Here is a 16,721-nt window from a genome sequence, read left to right as displayed (position 1 = left end):
TGGTCAGCTCCCTCGGCTCGGACCGTCAGTGCGCCAGGCGGTCGAGGATCCTCGGGCCGAGGTCCGTGACGTCGCCTGCGCCCATGGTGAGAACGAGATCGCCGGGCCGCGCCATTCCCGCGATCGCCTCGGGGACCTCCGCCTTGTCGTGGACGGCGGTGACCCGCGCCCCGGCCGCCGTCGCCGCTTCGGTGATCACGGCGCTGGTGACGCCCGGGATCGGGTCCTCGCGGGCCGGGTAGATGTCGAGGACGAGCGACTCGTCGGCGAGCGCGAGGGCCCGGCCCATCTCCGTGCCCAGCTCCTGGGTGCGGGAGAACAGGTGCGGCTGGAAGACGACGAGGAGGCGGCGGTCGGTCCCGGCGGCCGCGCGCATCGCCTCCAGGTCGGCGGTCATCTCGGTGGGGTGGTGCGCGTAGGAGTCGATGACCTGCACGCCCGCGGCCTCGCCCTTGGACTGGAGGCGGCGGCCGACGCCCGTGTACGCGGTGAGGGCGCGGGCCAGCTCGGCCGGGTCGACGCCCGCGCGGGAGCCGGCGGCGAGGGCCGCGGCGGCGTTGTGGGCGTAGTGGCGGCCGGGCACGGAGACCGTGAAGGTGTGCTCGGCGCCGTCGAGCACCACGGTGACCTCGCTGGTCATGCCGTGCGGGGTGATGCGGCGGATCCACACGTCGGAGGAGTCCTCCGACTCGCCGACGCGCAGGATGTCCAGTCCGGGGCGGCCCGAGACGCGTCCGGCCAGCTCGCGGGCGCCCGCGTGCTCGCCGACGACGAGGGTGCCACCGTGCGGGATCTTCGCGACGAACGCCTCGAACGACTCGTAGATCTCCTCGAGTGAGGCGTAGTTGGCATGGTGGTCCAGCTCGACGTTGAGGACGAGGGCGACCTCGGGGACGTACTTCTGGAAGCTGCGGTCGCTCTCGTCGGCCTCGGCGACGAAGAGGTCGCCCGCGCCGTGCCGGGCGTTCGTGCCGGGGCCCGCGAGGTCGCCGCCGATCGCGTACGACGGGTCGAGGCCCAGCTCGGTGAGGGCGACGGCCAGCATCGACGTGGTGGTGGTCTTGCCGTGCGTACCGGCCACGGCGATGGCGCGCAGGCCGTCCATCAGCGCGGCGAGCGCGTCGGAGCGGTGCACGACGGGGATGCCGAGCTCCCGCGCGCGGGCCAGCTCCGGGTTGTCGTCCCGGATGGCGCTGGAGACGACGACGCCGCTGGTGTCGTCGGCGAGGTGGTGGGCCGCGTGCCCGATGTGGACGGTCGCGCCGAGGGCGCGCAGCGACGCGGCGGTCTCGGACTCGCGCGCGTCGCTGCCGGCGACCTTGGCCCCGCGCTGGGCGAGGATCTTCGCGATGCCCGACATTCCGGCGCCGCCGATGCCGATGAAGTGCGGCCGTTCCATTGCGGCAGGGATGGCGGGTGCCATGCGGTTCTCTCCCCGGGGGTGTGGCGTACGTGCGGGGGCCCAGCCTATTCGTTGTGCGCGAAGAGCTTGAGCACCGGTACGCCGACCTTGTGGCGGGCGCGGGACGCCCAGTCGCGGTGGAAGAACTCCTCCACGTAGTGCGGGGCGGTCAGCACGATCACCTCGTCGGCCTCCGACTCCTCCACCACGGCCTTCATCTTGTCCAGCGGGTGGTCCTCGACGACCTGCCCGACGGCCTCGCAGCCGGCGTCGCGCAGGGCCTGCACCGACCGCTCCAGGGCGGTCTCCGCGGGACGCCGCGCCTCGCTGCCGGACGGCTCCTCGCCCTCCCTGGCGGCGTCCTTCAGCGCGCCGACGGCGACGTCGTCGATGGCGCGCAGCAGTGCGTCGGCCTGGTCGCCGCGGGGCTGCATGAGCACGATGAAGGAGACGGCCTCGTCCCCGTGCAGGGTCGTGACGAAGTCCACGTCCACGGACGACAGCGGTTTCTCGATCATCAGCACGCTTGTGAACACCTTCGGAGCCCTTCTGCGGAAACCTTTTCCCCCCGTGCGCGCACGGGGTCTGCGAAGGTAAGTGTGCCCAGCCGGGGGTAAGCGGAACGGTTAATTCCGATCTGTTGCCGGATCGGTGCGTCCGCTCGCGCCAGGCGCCCGCCGGACCGCGCCGGACCACCCCGGCACGTGGACTCAGGCGCTGGCGGTGCCGGGGGCGGCGTCGGTGTCGGGGGCGGCGTCGGGGTCGGGGTCGGCGCGGCGGTACCGGGTGAAGAGGAAGCCGTCCTCCTCCAGGACCGACACGAGCGCGAAGCGCGACGGCACCGCGAGGGACGGCCCGCCCGCGATGCGCTGGGCGTCCCCGGCGGTGAGCGTCGGCGACACGGTCAGGCACAGCTCGTCCAGCACCCCGGCGGCCACGAACTGCCCCAGCAGCCTCGGCCCGCCCTCGGTGAGCTGCCGGGACAGCCCGCGCGCGGCCAGCGCCCGTACGGCCCGCTCCGGGTCGACGCCCCGCCCGTCGCCCGCGACGACCACCTCGACCCCGGCGCGCTCCGCCTCCCGGACCCGCTCGGCCGGCGCGGCGGCGCCCGTGAGGACCAGGGTCGGCACGAGCGGGGAGGTGTACAGCGGCAGCGAGAAGTCCAGGTCCAGCGAGGCGCTGACCACGGCGACGGCGGGCGCGGGCCCCTGCCCGGCCGCCTGGCGGCGCGCGGCGAACGCCTCCCGCGCGCGAGCGGGGCGGTACCCCTCCCGGCGTACGGTCTCGGCGCCCACGACCACCACGTCGGCCAGGGCCCGGAGCGTGCCGAAGACCCGCATGTCGGCGGCGGAGGAGATCGGCTGGGAGCGCCCGTCGTGCTGGGCGGCGCCGTCCAGGGAGGAGACCATGTTCGCCCGCAGCCAGGCGCCGCGCGGGGCGGCGGCCGGGTCGGCGGGGTAGGCGTACGCGTCGGCCAGCTCGTCGAGCGACCACTCGCCGGCCGCTCCCCGCGCGCCCGGTCCGGCGGGCGCCGGCGCGGCGGCGTCCGGTGCGCCGGGCGCCGCGGCGGCGGGCCCGGTGGGGGCGGCCGCGTGCCCCGACGGCCCGGTGGGGGCGGCCGGAGCTGCGGGAACGGGCGGTGTCTGGTCGGTCACAGGGAACAGGCGTCGCATGCCGTGCAGTCTGGCACGGCCCTTAGAGTGGGGGGTGTGTCGACGAGTGCCCTGACCGAAGCGGTCCCGCTGTCCCTGTGCGCCCGCGAGCCGCACGTCCCCGCCGATCGCCTGGTCGCCGAGATGGTGCCGCCGCCCCGTTTCGACGGCGTGCGCTTCGACACGTACATCCCCGACCCGAACCAGCCCAGCCAGGCCGAGGCCGTCCGGGTCCTCGCGGACTTCGCCGCCGGTCTCGGCGGGGAGCCCGCCGCCGGGGGCAGGCGCCGCTGGTTCGCCCGCAAGCCCGCCGCGCCCAGCGGACCGCGCGGCGTCTACCTGGACGGCGGGTACGGCGTCGGCAAGACCCACCTGCTGGCGTCGCTGTGGCACGCCACCCCGGCCGAGCCCGCGCTCAAGGCGTTCGGCACGTTCGTGGAGCTGACCAACCTGGTCGGCGCGCTCGGCTTCCAGCAGACCGTGCGGACGCTGAGCGGGCACCGGCTGCTGTGCATCGACGAGTTCGAGCTCGACGACCCGGGCGACACGGTGCTGGTGTCCACGCTGCTCGGCAAGCTGGTCGAGGCGGGCGTCGCGCTGGCCGCCACGTCGAACACCCTCCCGGGGAAGCTGGGCGAGGGCCGGTTCGCGGCCGCCGACTTCCTGCGCGAGATCCAGGGCCTGTCGGCCCACTTCCGGCCGCAGCGCATCGACGGCGAGGACTACCGGCACCGCGGACTGCCCGAGGCGCCCGCGCCGTACGCGGACGAGCAGGTGACGCGGGCCGCCCACGCGACGCCGGGCGCCTCCCTGGACCGCTTCCCCGACCTGCTGGACCACCTCGCGCGGGTCCACCCGAGCCGGTACGGGGCGCTGACGGAGGACGTGGCCGCCGTGTGCCTGACCGGGGTGACGGCCGTCCCCGACCAGTCGACGGCGCTGCGCCTGGTCGTCCTCGCGGACCGGCTGTACGACCGGGAGATACCCGTGGTCGCCTCCGGACTGCCGTTCGACCGGCTGTTCGGCGAGGAGATGCTGAACGGCGGGTACCGGAAGAAGTACTTCCGGGCGATCTCCCGCCTCACCGCCCTCGCGCGCGACGCGAAGGGGCTGGTGGCGCAGTAGGTTGGGTGGCCGCAAGCCCCCAACGTCCACCGTCCTGGCGCCGCACGGCGCCGGAAGGGAAGCCGGCATGGCCACCATCCGTCACGCGCACACCGTCTGGGAGGGCAACCTCACCGAGGGCACGGGCACCGTGACCCTCGACTCCTCCGGCATCGGCTCCTACCCGGTCTCCTGGCCGGCGCGCGCCGAGGAGCCGAACGGCAAGACCAGCCCGGAGGAGCTGATCGCGGCCGCGCACTCGAGCTGCTTCTCGATGTTCCTGTCGGCCGTCCTCGGCAAGGCGGGCACGCCGCCGACCCGGCTGACCACCAAGGCCGACGTCACCTTCCAGCCCGGCACGGGCATCACGGGCGTGCACCTGACGGTCGAGGGCCAGGTGCCCGGCGTGGACGAGGCCGCCTTCGCCAAGGCGGCGGAGGAGGCCAAGGCGGGCTGCCCGGTCAGCCAGGCCCTGGCGGGCACGACCATCACGCTCACCGCGACGCTCGCGGCCTGACGGCCCGCGCCGACGGCCCAGGAGGCCCGGCCACCGCCCCGCGACGGGCGGCGGCCGGGCCTTCTCGCGTCCGCGTACGGGCAGACCCACCGGCCCCCGGCCCCTCTCCCGCACGGGACCGACCGCGCCCGGACCGACGGGACCGACCGCGCCCGGACCGACGGGGCCGATGGGCCGACGGGGCCGACAGGGCGACAGGGCGACAGGGCGACAGGGCGACAGGGCGACAGGGCGACAGGGCGACGATCCCACCAGGTCAGCGGACAGCGAGACGGCAGGGCGGCGAGACGGCGAGGCGGCGAGGCGGCGAGGCGGCGGGCCGACAGGGCGGGACCGTCCGGAACCGGCCATGAGCGGCACCCCGCGCCGCCGCGTGGGGCGGGCCGCCCCGCCGGGCGGGGCGGGCCCCACCGGACGATGCCGCCCCACGGGCCCCACCCCTGTGCCCGATTCGCACTGTTCTCCGATCACCACGCAGCGTGGTACACGTGTGCGGATCAGTCACGTCCGTGTACCTGTCCGCCAGCAGGGAGTCGCCATGTCCGCAACACGACGTCAGATGCTCACCCGTACGGGCTCCGCGCTCGCCGGGATCGCCTTCAGCGGCGCGCTCGCCGAACTGTTCGCCGGGACGGCCGCCGCCTCCGCCCACACCGGCTCCACCGGCTACGGGCCGCTCGTCCCCGACCCCGACGGCCTCCTCGACCTCCCGCGCGGCTTCCGCTACCGGGTGCTGTCCCGCGAGGGGGCGCCGCTGCGCTCCGGAGAGGGCGCGGTGCCGGGCCGGCACGACGGGATGGCCGCCATCGCCGGCCGCCGCGGCCGCGTCCACCTGGTCCGCAACCACGAGAACGGCGCGGACGCCCCGCTCGGCGTCCCGACCGTGCCGGGGCTCACGTACGACCCGGCGGCCAGGGGCGGCTGCACCGTGCTCACCCTCGACCCGCGCGGCGCCGTCGTCGACGAGCGCGTCGGCGTCGCCGGGACGGCCGTCAACTGCGCGGGCGGGCCGACGCCCTGGAGGACCTGGCTGACCTGCGAGGAGACCGAGGACACCGCCGGGACGGACGGCTACGAGCGGGACCACGGGTTCGTCTTCGAGGTGGACCCCGCCGACCCGCGCCGCTCCGGCGCCGTGCCGCTCACCGCCCTCGGGCGCTTCGCGCACGAGGCCGTCGCCGTCGACCCCCGCTCGGGCGTGGTGTACGAGACGGAGGACGCGTTCGAGCGGCCCTTCGGGCTGTTCTACCGGTTCCTGCCGCACCGGCCCCTCGGCGGCCCCGGCTCGCTGCGCGCGGGCGGCACCCTGGAGGCGATGCGGGTGCCGGGCGTGCCGGACCTGTCCGCCGTCAGGGAGCCGGGCACCCGCTTCGACCGCGTGGAGTGGGTCCCCGTACCGGACAGCCAGGCACGGCGCACCCCGATCCGGTTCCAGGACTTCGGACGGCGCGGCATCACGCACGCGCAGAAGCTGGAGGGCTGCTACTGGGGCGGCCGGTCGGTGTACTTCGTCTCCAGTTTCGCCCGCGCCTCGCAGGGGTCGGCCGCCGACCACCACGGGCAGGTCTGGCGGTACGACCCGCACCTGCGCTGGCTCACGCTGGTCGTGGTCTTCGGCCCGGACTCCGACCCGCGGCTGCCCGGCGAGTCGCCCGACAACATCTGCCTGGCCCCCGGCGGCGGACTGATGGTGTGCGAGGACGGCGGAGGCGCGCAGCACGTGTACGGGCTGACGCGGCGCGGCGAGGTGTACGCGATGGCCCGCAACGCGCAGGCGCTGGAGACCGACGCCTCCGGCCAGGCCACCGAGTGGGGCGAGTTCGCCGGGGTCACCTTCTCGCCGGACGGCCGGACGATGTACGTCAACTGCTACACCCCGGGGACGACGTTCGCGGTGACCGGGCCCTGGGCCTGAGGCCGTGCGGGCGAGGGGCGGCGACACGGGGGGAGCGTCTGCGACGCCGGGCAACTGATCGGATACTTTCCGATAGTGAGATTTTCTGCTCGATCTGTTCGATGTCTTCGGTCTCCTCGGTCTCCTCGGTCTGCTCGGTCTGCTCGGTCTGCTCGGTCTGCTCGGTCTGCTCGGCGTGTGTCGGTGCTGGCTGCCTGCGGTCTCGGTCTCGTGCTGGCCGGCTGCGGGACCCCCGCGGCCGGCCCGGCGGACCGGGCGGCCCAGGTCGCCGCCCCCTCGCCCGTCGCCTCTCCGGACGCCCCGGCCGCCTCCGGGCCGGCCGGGGCGTCCGGCGCGTCCGAGGCGCCCGCGCGCGGCGGGGCCGGGGCCGCCCGGCGCGTGCCGCCCACCCTGGCCCCCGGCCCCGGCGGCCTGACCCCCGTCTTCGAGCGCCGCGCCCCCCTCTCCGGCGGGGCCGCCGCCGAGAAGACCGTCGCGCTCACCTTCGACGCCGACATGACGGCCGACCAGGGACCGCGCGCGGCGGGCGGCGAGCGGTTCGACAACCCCGCGCTGATCGACACGCTCCGCCGCCTGGACGTGGACGCGACCGTGTTCATGACCGGCCGGTGGGCGGAGGAGTACCCCGACCAGGCCAGGTCCATCGGCGCCGACCCGCGTTTCGAGGTGGCCAACCACTCCTACAGCCACCACGCCTTCCGGACCCCCTGCTACGGCCTGCCCACGCTGGGCCGCGCGGACATGGCGGCGGACGTGGAGCGGGCGTTCGCGGCGTTCCGCACGGCGGGCGTGCGCAACGTCGTGCCGTACTTCCGCTTCCCCGGCGGCTGCTACGACGACGACGCGCTGCGCGCGCTGGCCCCGGCGAAGGTGACGGCCGTCCAGTGGGACGTGGTGGGCGGCGACGCGTTCGCGAAGGACGCCGACGCGGTGGCCCGGCAGGTCCTCCAGGGCGTGCGGCCGGGCTCGGTGGTGGTCCTGCACTGCACGCTGAGCGCGGCGCCCGTGACCGAGCAGGCGATCCGCCGCGTCGTCCCGGAGCTGCGGGCGCGCGGCTACCGGTTCGTGAAGGTCTCCGAACTGATGGCGGGCTGACGGCGGAGGGCTGGAGTCGCCGGCCGACGGCCACCGGGCGGCCGCCCCCGCCATACGGCCGGGGCGCGCCCGCCGGCCGGGAACGTGCCCGCCGGGCGGGTGCGGGGCCGTTGGCGTGAACGTACGGGCCCGCCGGGTGCCTGGGCGTACGGCGGTCGGTGCGGCGGCGGTTCACTGGGGCGCGCGACGGCGCCGGAAAGGTCGGGAGGCGGTATGGCGGGCAGGGTGTCACCCGGTGCGGCGGGCCCGCGGGCCGCGCGGCACCGACGGCCGGGCCCTCCGCCGTGACCGGCGTCCTGCGCGGCGCCCGGGACCTCGTCACCCGCCACGCGGGCACGGCAGCGGCGGTACTCCTCGTGGGCGCGGCGGTCGCCGCGTACTTCCTGCTCCCCTTCGACCGGCTGGGCCCCCACCGCCCGGGCTTGAGCTGGTCGATCCTGGGCGCCACACTGGCCGCGATGGCGGTGCTGATCCTGCGGCAGATCCACGACATCCTGCTGGACCGGCCCGACACCCGATCCGGCCTCGTCATCGCCGTCCTGCTGGCCCTCTCGGTGCTGATCTTCGCCGCCTGCTACCTCGTCCTCGCCCGCGACCCCGGCGAGTTCTCGGGTCTTGAGACGCGCGTCGACGCCCTGTACTTCACCCTCGTGACCCTGGCGACCATCGGCTACGGCGACATCACCCCGCTCGGGCAGTCGGCCCGCGCGGTGGTCGTGGTGCAGGTCCTGTACAGCTTCGTGTTCCTCACCGCCGGCGTGACGGCGCTGAGCAGGCGCGTGCGGTGGCTGACCGAGACGCGGCGCGACCGCCAGAACCGCGGCTGAGCGCCACATCGCCGTCGCCCCCGGAAGGCGGCCGCCTCCCGGGGCCCTCGGGGCGCCGAAGCTCCGGGCCGCCGGGCGACCGAGGGGCCGGGCGACCCGGGGGCCGCACCGCCGGTCCGTCAGCCCGAGCAGGCGCCCCGCTGGGCCTCCTGCCACTCGCACACGGGGCAGAGCGTGGCACCCCTGGTCGACTCCGGGTACTCCGTGGGCTCCCCGCAGAGCACGCAGTCGGCGTAGGGCGGCCCGCCGGCCCCGTCGGCCGGGCGCTCGCCCGTCACGGGCTCCGCCGGGGCGCGGTACGCGCTGTCGCGGGTCTCGTCCATGTGTACGACTGTAGCCGGGGCGCCACCGCTAGGCTGGGCGGCCATGACGAGCAGCCCCGGCGACGAGCCGGTCTTCGTCCGCACCGGCGGGCACTGGCACTACAACCACCGCAACCGCGTCGGCCGCGTGCTGATCGTGGTGACCGGCCTCATGGTCGCCTGGGGGCTCTACGACTACGCCGACGACATCAGGTGGAGCGAGGCGGAGCTGCGGGCGGCCGTCCACGAGGCAGAGCGCGCAGTCGAGTCGGAGCCTCTCCCCGCGTACCAGTTCACGACCGGGTACGGCCTCCATCTGCGGGACGCGGTCCACGCGAGCGGCGAGGGGCCGGAGCACGGGGCGCGGGTGGAGGCGCGCGAGGAGGGCGGCGGCGCCGACCGGTACGAGGTCACGACACCCGACACCGACACCGCGTACTGCGTGTCGGTGACGCCCTCTGTGCGCGACCTGCCGCGGGACGTCCACGGCCGGCCCTCTGGTGACGAGGTCCGCCCCTCGCTGGAGGTGGCCGAGGGCCCCTGCTGACCGCCGCTCCCGCGCCCGGCCGCACCGGCCCCCGGCCCGCCGGGCCCCGCCCGGCTGGCGCCGAAACGTCCGGCCCCGCCCGGCCGGTACGCGCCTCAGCCCTGCGCCGGCTGGGCGGTCACCTCGCTGGGGCGCACCACCACGAAGCCGTCGCCCTGGAGCATCAGCTGCACCGCCTCGCCCGAGCCGCCGCGGATCATGGAGCCGAACGACTGCGAGCGGTGCAGGGACGTGGCGAGGTGGGCGCTCCACCCCACGACGGCGTCGGTGTCCACGTAGACCGGCTGGTGCTGCCCGACGGGGATCACGACCGGGGAGCCGTCGCAGACCAGGGCGAGCTTGCCGGTGCCGGTGAAGACGCTGTTGAACAGCCCGCCGCCCGCCATGCCCGCGCCCTTCACCGTGCGGATCTCGTACGACAGGGTCGCGTCGAAGCACAGGACGTTGCGGCCGTTGACGGTGAGCGCGTCGCCCGGCTCGAAGTCCACCACGAAGCAGTTCTGCGCCTCGTGCGCGAACCACGCCTCGCCCTGCCCGCGCACCGCCATCAGCGGCAGCCCCTCACCGGTCACCGCCCGCTTGAGCATCCCGCCGATGCCCTGGCCCTTCCGCTCGAACCGGAGGTCGCCGCGGAAGGCGACCATGGAGCCCTGGCGGGCGTGCATCTCGCCGTTCACGGCGTACTTGACGCACTTGGAGTTCTGCAGGGTCATACCGGGGGCCTCGGCCTGGCGTGCCAGGTTCTCGGAGGCGAACAGCTCGCTCTTCATACGCGCATGCTGGCCCGCGACCGGCCCCCGGCGCCAGTCCCGTACCGGGGCGACTGGCAGACTGGGCGGGTGAGCAGCGAGAACGTGACCGGGACCGACGAGCGGGACACCGCACCGCAGTTCGTCCTGCCGCTCGTGGTCCGGATCGAGAAGGCCGCGCCGCCCGCCCGCACGGACGCGCTGGAGACCGCCGCGCGGGCCGTGCTGGTGATGCTGTCGGACGAGCGCTCGACCGGTGACGGCCCGTGGGCGCGGGCCGTCCGCGACTGGGAGGACGCGCGCATCCGCAAGGTCGTCCGGCGGGCCAGGGGCGCCGAGTGGCGGCGCGCCGCGCTGCTGCCGGGTGTCACGGTCACCGGCGAGGAGGCCGAGGTACGGGTCTTCCCGCCGGTCCCGCTCGACGGCTGGCCCAAGGACCTGGCCCGTCTCCAGGTCTCCGGCACGGAGCTCGACGACCCGGCCGTGCCCCCGCCGCCCGCGCCCGGCGGCGCCGTGCTGTGGCTCAACCCGGAGCTGCGGATGTCCGCGGGCAAGGAGATGGCGCAGGCCGGGCACGGGGCGCAACTGCTGTGGTGGGCGCTGGACGGCGCCGCCCGCGCGGCGTGGCGGGAGGCGGGCTTCCCCCTCGCGGTGCGCACCGCGCTGCCCGGGCGGTGGGCGGAGCTGGTCGCGAGCGGCCGTCCGGTGGTCCGCGACGCGGGCTTCACGGAGATCGCCCCCGGCTCGGCCACGGTCGTCTCCGACTTCACCCCCGCCGCGGCGGCCCCGCCGGAGCGTCCGGGAACGTCCGGCGCGGCGCCCGCCGGGACGCCCGCCGGAGCGACCGCCGGAGCGCCGGCGGCGAGCGACGCCGAACGGCCCGCCCCGCCCGCCTGAACCGCGGGGCCGGCCGCGGGGAGGGGCGCCGGTACGGCCCGCTGGGCGAACGCCGGTACGGCCCGCGGGCAGTGCGCCGGTCAGCCCGCGCGGGAGCGCCGGCCAAGTCGCCTGAGCCCGCCGGTCAGCCCGCGCGGGAGCGCCGGCCAGGTCGCCCCGACACACCCGTCGGGGCGCGTGGCAGTGCCGGTCAGCCCGCGCGGCAGCGTCGGTCGTGCCGCGTGCCGGCCCGGTCACGCCCCGTGGCGGCGCGCCCCCACCCGGGCGGCGAAGCTCAGAAGAAGCTCTGAATGCGGCGACCGGCGGTTCGGCGGCCCGCGGCGGGGCCATGACCCCACAAGCAGAGCGGAGGAGGGGGCGTATGAAGGGGCTCGGCACAGGCATGGGCTGGCGGCCGGAGATCGCGGACGCGGTGGAGCGGCTGCCCGGCGTCGACTGGGTGGAGGTCGTGGCGGAGAACGTCTGCCCCGGCCACGTCCCCGACTCCCTCACCCGGCTGCGCGAGCGGGGCGTCACGGTCGTCCCGCACGGCGTGTCCCTCGGTCTCGGCGGCGCCGACCGCCCCGACGAGGCCCGCCTCGCCCGGCTCGCCGCGACCGCGACGGCGCTGGGCGCGCCGCTGGTGACGGAGCACGTGGCGTTCGTACGCGCCGGGGGGCCGCGTACGGCGTCGCCCGTCCTGGAGGCGGGGCACCTGCTGCCCGTGCCGCGCACGCGGGAGGCGCTGGACGTGCTGTGCGAGAACGTGCGCATCGCGCAGGAGGCGCTGCCGGTGCCGCTGGCCCTGGAGAACGCGGCGGCCCTCTTCGCCTGGCCCGGCGACGAGCTGACGGAGGGCCGGTTCCTGGCGGAGCTGGTCGAGCGCACCGGCGTGCGGCTCCTGATCGACGTGGCGAACCTCCACACCAACCGGGTCAACCGGGGCGACGACCCGGCCGCGGCGCTGGCGGAGCTGCCCGTCGAGGCCATCGCGTACGTGCACGTGGCGGGCGGGGTCGAGCGCGACGGCGTCTGGCACGACACCCACGCCCACCCCGTGCCGCCGCAGGTCCTCGACCTGCTGTCACAGCTGGCGGCCCGCGCCGTGCCGCCGGGCGTGCTGCTGGAGCGCGACGACGACTTCCCCCCGGAGGAGGAGCTGGCGGCGGAGCTGGCGGCGATCCGCGAGCGGGTGGCGGCGGCCGGTCCGAGCCGTCACCCGGCGGCGGCCGGTCCGAGCCGTCACCCGGCGGCGGCCCCGGCCGGCGCGCCGGGGCCGGGGGAAGCGCGGGGCCGGGCGGGCGCACCCGCCGGGACGCGGGCGCCGGACCACGCGACCGCACCCACCGAGGCGCGGGCCCCGCACCGCACGGACGCACCGGCCGAGGCGTGGGAGGCGGCGCCGGAGGCCGCGCGGGAGCGGCTGGCACTGAGGCAGACGGCGCTGCTGTCGGCGCTCGTCGCGGGCACCCCGGCCCCCGAGGGCTTCGACGGGGCGCGGCTGCGGCAGCAGGCGCTGGCACTGGCCCGCAAGCGGGCGGGCGTCGTCGCGAGGCTCGCGCCCGAGCTGCCGGTGCTGCTGGGCGCGGGCTACCGGGAGGCGTTCGTCGCGTACGCCCGGACCCGTCCGATGGCGGGCGGCTACCGGCGGGACGCGCTGGACTTCGCCCGGCACCTGCTCGACTCGGGGCGGCCGGGGGACGTGCGCGCCCGGCGGCGGCTGTACCGCTGGTGGGCGGAGCGCGCGGGCCCCCGCCCGGCGGGCAGGGCGGCCCGGCTGGTGCACGCGGCGCGGGCCGCGCTCGTGGTGTGACGCCGGTGCGGCGCGCGGGGAGGTCCCCGCGCGCCGCATCCGGAGCCGGACCCGGTGTCGCTGGAGCGGCGGGCGGATCGCGCCCGCCGTCTGATCTTCCGGGTCGAGGGGTGGTGTCCGTTCACACCGGACGCCACCAGGTCGTCGGGCCGTCACGTCGTACGGCCGTCATCAGGTCGCCGGCCGGTCCGAAGACCCGGCCGGCCGGTCCGAAGACCCGCGGGACCGCGGGACCTTCGGGCCTCGGGGCCCCCGCCCGAAGGCCCGTCAGGTGACGGCCCGCAGGCAGGGGAACGAGCCGCGGGCCGTTACGCCAGGCCCGCCACGAGGTCCGGCAGGTCCTTGCGGCGGCCCGTGTAGAACGGGATCTCCTCGCGGACGTGCATACGGGCCTCGCTGCCGCGCAGGTGGCGCATGAGGTCGACGATGCGGTGCAGCTCGTCCGCCTCGAAGGCGAGGATCCACTCGTAGTCGCCGAGCGAGAACGACGCCACCGTGTTGGCCCGCACGTCCGGGAAGCCGCGCGCCATCTTGCCGTGGTCGGCGAGCATCCGGCGCCGGTCCTCGTCGGGCAGCAGGTACCAGTCGTACGAGCGCACGAACGGGTAGACGCTCACGTAGTCGCGCGGGGTCTCGTCGGCGAGGAACGCCGGGATGTGCGACTTGTTGAACTCGGCGGGGCGGTGCAGCGCCATGTTCGACCAGACGGGCTCCAGCGCGCGGCCGAGCCGGGTGCGGCGGAAGAGGTTGTACGCCACCTGGAGCTGGTCCGAGGTCTCCGCGTGCCACCAGATCATCACATCGGCGTCGGCGCGCAGCCCGGACAGGTCGTAGGTGCCGCGGATCGTCACGTCCTCGGCGGCGAGCCGGTCGAACAGCTCCTGGACCTCCTCGGCGTAGCCGCCGCGGTCCTCGGGCAGAGCCTCGCGCAGCTTGAAGACGGACCACAGGGTGTAGCGGATGACCTCGTTGAGGTCCTTCGCCTTCTTACCGGCGTTCGGGATCTTTTCGGGCGCACTCATACCGCTATTCTCACTCGTCACTCTGCGTGCTTCGCGCCAGGGTCGGCGTGGCGAGGATCTCGTCCGCGGCCCGCCGCCCGTCGGCGACGACGGCGGGGATGCCGACCCCGTCGTACGCCGCGCCGCACACCCGCAGGCCGGGCAGCCCGGCCACGGCGGCGCGGATCCGGGCGACCCGTGCGGGGTGGCCCACCGGGTACTGCGGGAGGCCGCCGATCCAGCGGGTCACCGCCGTCGCGACGGGCCGGGCGTCCAGGCCCACCGCGTCGCGCAGGTCGCGCAGGGACACCGCGACGAGGTCGGCGTCGTCCCGGCCCAGGTACTCCTCCTCGCCGTACCGGCCGAGGGAGGTGCGCAGCACGAACAGGTCGCCGGCGCGCTCGTCGACCCAGCCCCACTTGCGGCTGGAGAACGTGGACGCCTTGATCGCCCGGCCGTCGACGGGCGGCACGAGGAAGCCGGACCCGTCGGGCAGCCCCGCCGCGTCGGCGCGCCGGAAGGCGAGCGTGACCAGCGCCATCGAGGCGTACTCGACGGTCGCCAGCTCGGCGGCGGCGGCCGGGGAGACGGCGGCCAGCAGCTTGGCCGCGGCGCCGGCCGGCGTCGCGAGGACCACGGCGTCCGCGTGCAGGAGCTCGTGCTCGGTGCGGACCTCCCAGCCGCCGGGGCGGCGGGTCAGGCCGCGGACGGGGGTGTGCGTGCGGATCTCGCCGCCCGCGGCGGCGACCGCCTCGGCGACGGCGGCGGGCAGCCGCCCGACACCGCCCGCGATGCCGGCGAACGCGGGCCCGGCCGGGGCCTTCGCCGCCTCGGCCTGCACCGCGCGCACCGCGTCGGTGAGCGTCGGGTGGCGGCGGACGGCCTCGTACAGCTTCGGCACGGCCGCCCGCATGGAGATCCGGTACGAGTCGCCCGCGTACACCCCGCCGAGGAGCGGTTCGACGAGCCGGTCGACGATCTCCCGGCCCATCCGCTCGGCGACGTACCCGCCGATGGCGACGTCGTCGCCGGGCTCGGCGGGCGGCAGCGCGCGGTCCCGCTCGACGGCGGCGAGACCCTCGCCGGAGAGCAGCCCGGCGAGCGCGGCCGGGTCGCCGGGAACGCCCATGACATGGCCTTTGGGCATGGGCCGCAGGGCGTCGCGGGACCAGAGGGAGGCGGTGGCGGTGGCCGGCTGCCGGAGGTCGTCGCCGAGGCCCGCGGCACGGGCCAGCTCGACGCCCTCGGGGCGGCGGGCGAGGATCGACTCGGCGCCCAGGTCGACGGGGGCCCCGGCGATCTCCCCCGCGAGCAGCTTGCCGCCGACGCGTCCGTCGGCCTCCAGCAGCGTCACGCTCCGCCCGGCACCGGCCAGGCGGAGCGCGGCCGTGAGGCCCGCCATGCCGCCGCCGATGACGACGACCCGTCCGGCGCGGGCGCCGTGCGCGCCGTCTCCGCTGTCTCCGCCGCCCCCGGGGTCCAGGACGTCCGCGTTGTCCGTGTTCATGGGTCCACTGTCTCAAACCCCGATACGAGTCCCGAACGTGACCCATCCGCAACCGGGCGCCGCAACCGATCCGCCGCCCCCGTACGTCGAACCCACGTCACGGCACCGATCCTTGGGGGGACCATCCATGCCGATCACGACCCGTCCACGGCACGCGCTCGCGGCCGTCCTGCTCGGCGCCTCGCTGGCGCTCGCCGGGTGCTCCGGCCCGGGCGGCTCCGCGCCGGAGGCGAGCGCCGACCGGGCGGCGGCGCCGGAGGCCGGGAGCGGCGCCCGCGGCCCGCAGCCCGGGTACGGCGGCGCCGCCGCCTCGCCCGCGCCCGGCGGATCGCCGCGGAGGCGGGCGGCCACGTCGCGGACGAGTCGACGCGGCGCCGCGCCGGGGACGGCGGAGGGCTGACGTCGCGGGTCACGCTGCGCGTCCCGCAGGCCGCGTACGAGGGTGTGGTGGCCGAGCTGGCCGAGCTGGCCGGTGCGGGCCGGCTGCTGTCCCGGCGGGCGGAGGCCAAGGACGTCACCGAGCAGGTGGTGGACGTGGAGAGCCGCATCGCCACGCAGCGGGCGAGCGTCGCGCGCGTCCGGCAGCTGATGGACCGGGCGGAGCAGCTGAGCGACGTGGTCGCGCTGGAGCGGGAGCTGAGCTCCCGTCAGGCGGACCTGGAGTCGCTGCTGGCCCAGCAGGCGTCGCTCAAGGACCGCACCGCGCTGGCGACGGTCACCCTGGAGCTGAGCGAGCCGGCCGCGAAGGCGGCGGAGGACGGCGAACCGGGGGTGCTCGACGCGCTGCGCGGCGGCTGGTCGGCGCTGCTGACCTCGCTGACCTGGCTGGTGCTCGTCCTCGCGGCGCTCGCCCCGTGGCTGCCGCTGCCCGTGCTGGGGTACGTCGTGTGGCGGCGGGTGCTGCGGCCGTGGCGGGAGCGGCGCCGGGCACGCGTCGCCCGGCGGCGTCCGGCGCCGGCCCAGTGGCCCTCGGCCGGTCACCCGCAGGGCCACCGCCCGGCGGGCACGCCGGTGTACCCGCAGTACGGTCCGGTACCGGGGCAGGGCCGGCCGGACGCGCGGGGCGGCGCGGCGGAGGGGCACGGGGTCTCCGGCGGGCACGGGGCGTCCCGAGCGCCGCGGGGTCCGGCGGCGCGCGGCGGCACCGGGGCGCCGGGGGCGTCCGAGGCGCCCGGTGCGGGCGAGGTGCCCGGTGCGGGCGAGGTGCCCGGTGCGGGCGACGGTTCCGGGAGCCCCGAGGCGTCCGAGGCGTCCGCTCGCACCGGGGCGGCCGGCGCATCCGGGGTCTCCGGGGCATCCGGGGTCTCCGGGACCGGCGGGACGCCTGAGGCGGCCGGGGAGTCGCAAGTGGCCGGGGAGTCCGGGGAGTCCGGGCAGTCCGGGGCTTCCTCGGAGGGCCGCGGCTGAACGCCGC

Annotated in this window: 16 protein-coding genes; 9 read left to right on the top strand and 7 right to left on the bottom strand. The window is 76.6% G+C overall.

Features of this window, described 5'->3' with window-relative positions:
- Positions 1-25 precede the first annotated feature (25 nt).
- The 3 genes from murC to CP974_RS24925 form a co-directional block, all read right to left on the bottom strand.
- Positions 26-1,423 carry a UDP-N-acetylmuramate--L-alanine ligase gene (gene murC, locus CP974_RS24935; RefSeq protein ID WP_031129340.1) on the bottom strand — a complete coding sequence of 466 codons (1,398 nt, stop codon included), beginning with the start codon at positions 1,421-1,423 and terminating at the stop codon, positions 26-28.
- 44 nt (positions 1,424-1,467) lie between these two features.
- Positions 1,468-1,938 carry a hypothetical protein gene (locus tag CP974_RS24930; protein WP_031129339.1) on the bottom strand — a complete coding sequence of 157 codons (471 nt, stop codon included), beginning with the start codon at positions 1,936-1,938 and terminating at the stop codon, positions 1,468-1,470.
- Positions 1,939-2,112: 174 nt separating this feature from the next.
- Positions 2,113-3,075, bottom strand: coding sequence for a pyrimidine reductase family protein (locus tag CP974_RS24925; protein ID WP_051839055.1), 963 nt, complete (start codon positions 3,073-3,075; stop codon positions 2,113-2,115).
- A gap of 36 nt (positions 3,076-3,111) precedes the next feature.
- Between CP974_RS24925 and zapE the strand changes: the two genes are divergently transcribed.
- From zapE to CP974_RS24895, 5 genes are all read left to right on the top strand, one after another.
- The gene (zapE, locus tag CP974_RS24920; RefSeq protein ID WP_031129337.1) at positions 3,112-4,179 is read left to right on the top strand and encodes a cell division protein ZapE; all 1,068 of its coding nucleotides are present in this window, start codon (positions 3,112-3,114) and stop codon (positions 4,177-4,179) included.
- 67 nt (positions 4,180-4,246) lie between these two features.
- The gene (locus CP974_RS24915; protein ID WP_031129336.1) at positions 4,247-4,675 is read left to right on the top strand and encodes an OsmC family peroxiredoxin; all 429 of its coding nucleotides are present in this window, start codon (positions 4,247-4,249) and stop codon (positions 4,673-4,675) included.
- Between the two features lie 538 nt (positions 4,676-5,213).
- Positions 5,214-6,590 (top strand): alkaline phosphatase PhoX, encoded by a 1,377-nt coding sequence (locus tag CP974_RS24910; protein ID WP_031129335.1) that lies wholly within the window; start codon positions 5,214-5,216, stop codon positions 6,588-6,590.
- Between the two features lie 177 nt (positions 6,591-6,767).
- Positions 6,768-7,685, top strand: a complete 918-nt coding sequence (locus CP974_RS24900) for a polysaccharide deacetylase family protein (protein WP_031129334.1) — start codon at positions 6,768-6,770, stop codon at positions 7,683-7,685.
- A gap of 356 nt (positions 7,686-8,041) precedes the next feature.
- Positions 8,042-8,512, top strand: a complete 471-nt coding sequence (locus tag CP974_RS24895) for a potassium channel family protein (protein ID WP_051839060.1) — start codon at positions 8,042-8,044, stop codon at positions 8,510-8,512.
- Positions 8,513-8,631: 119 nt separating this feature from the next.
- On the opposite strand, the gene CP974_RS24890 is transcribed toward CP974_RS24895, so the two are convergent.
- Complete coding sequence (locus tag CP974_RS24890; protein WP_031129331.1) at positions 8,632-8,835, bottom strand: hypothetical protein; 204 nt, start codon at positions 8,833-8,835, stop codon at positions 8,632-8,634.
- A gap of 43 nt (positions 8,836-8,878) precedes the next feature.
- Between CP974_RS24890 and CP974_RS24885 the strand changes: the two genes are divergently transcribed.
- Positions 8,879-9,361, top strand: coding sequence for a hypothetical protein (locus CP974_RS24885; protein WP_051839050.1), 483 nt, complete (start codon positions 8,879-8,881; stop codon positions 9,359-9,361).
- Between the two features lie 95 nt (positions 9,362-9,456).
- Here CP974_RS24885 and CP974_RS24880 read toward each other — a convergent pair whose 3' ends face one another.
- Positions 9,457-10,131, bottom strand: a complete 675-nt coding sequence (locus CP974_RS24880; protein ID WP_031129329.1) for an AIM24 family protein — start codon at positions 10,129-10,131, stop codon at positions 9,457-9,459.
- Between the two features lie 6 nt (positions 10,132-10,137).
- Here CP974_RS24880 and CP974_RS24875 point away from each other — a divergent pair, with 6 nt between their 5' ends.
- Both CP974_RS24875 and CP974_RS24870 read left to right on the top strand, forming a co-directional pair.
- A complete protein-coding gene (locus tag CP974_RS24875; RefSeq protein WP_373276719.1) occupies positions 10,138-11,007 on the top strand; it encodes an aminoacyl-tRNA hydrolase in 870 nt (289 codons plus the stop codon).
- A 361-nt stretch (positions 11,008-11,368) separates the two neighbouring features.
- Complete coding sequence (locus CP974_RS24870; RefSeq protein WP_031129327.1) at positions 11,369-12,799, top strand: MbnB/TglH/ChrH family RiPP precursor modification enzyme; 1,431 nt, start codon at positions 11,369-11,371, stop codon at positions 12,797-12,799.
- A gap of 308 nt (positions 12,800-13,107) precedes the next feature.
- Here CP974_RS24870 and hemQ read toward each other — a convergent pair whose 3' ends face one another.
- Together hemQ and hemG are read right to left on the bottom strand one after the other, a co-directional pair.
- Entirely contained in the window at positions 13,108-13,821 is a 714-nt protein-coding gene (hemQ, locus tag CP974_RS24865; protein ID WP_031129326.1) for a hydrogen peroxide-dependent heme synthase, read from the bottom strand.
- Between the two features lie 10 nt (positions 13,822-13,831).
- A complete protein-coding gene (gene hemG / locus CP974_RS24860; RefSeq protein ID WP_231717372.1) occupies positions 13,832-15,202 on the bottom strand; it encodes a protoporphyrinogen oxidase in 1,371 nt (456 codons plus the stop codon).
- A 303-nt stretch (positions 15,203-15,505) separates the two neighbouring features.
- On the opposite strand from hemG, the gene CP974_RS30865 reads away from it, so the two are divergent.
- Positions 15,506-16,714, top strand: a complete 1,209-nt coding sequence (locus tag CP974_RS30865; protein ID WP_317984133.1) for a DUF4349 domain-containing protein — start codon at positions 15,506-15,508, stop codon at positions 16,712-16,714.
- Positions 16,715-16,721: the final 7 nt, after the last annotated feature.

This window comes from Streptomyces fradiae ATCC 10745 = DSM 40063, assembly GCF_008704425.1.
GTDB lineage: Bacteria > Actinomycetota > Actinomycetes > Streptomycetales > Streptomycetaceae > Streptomyces > Streptomyces fradiae.
Note: the sequence above shows the minus strand (reverse complement) of the source record. Positions and strands in the feature narration are given on the sequence as shown.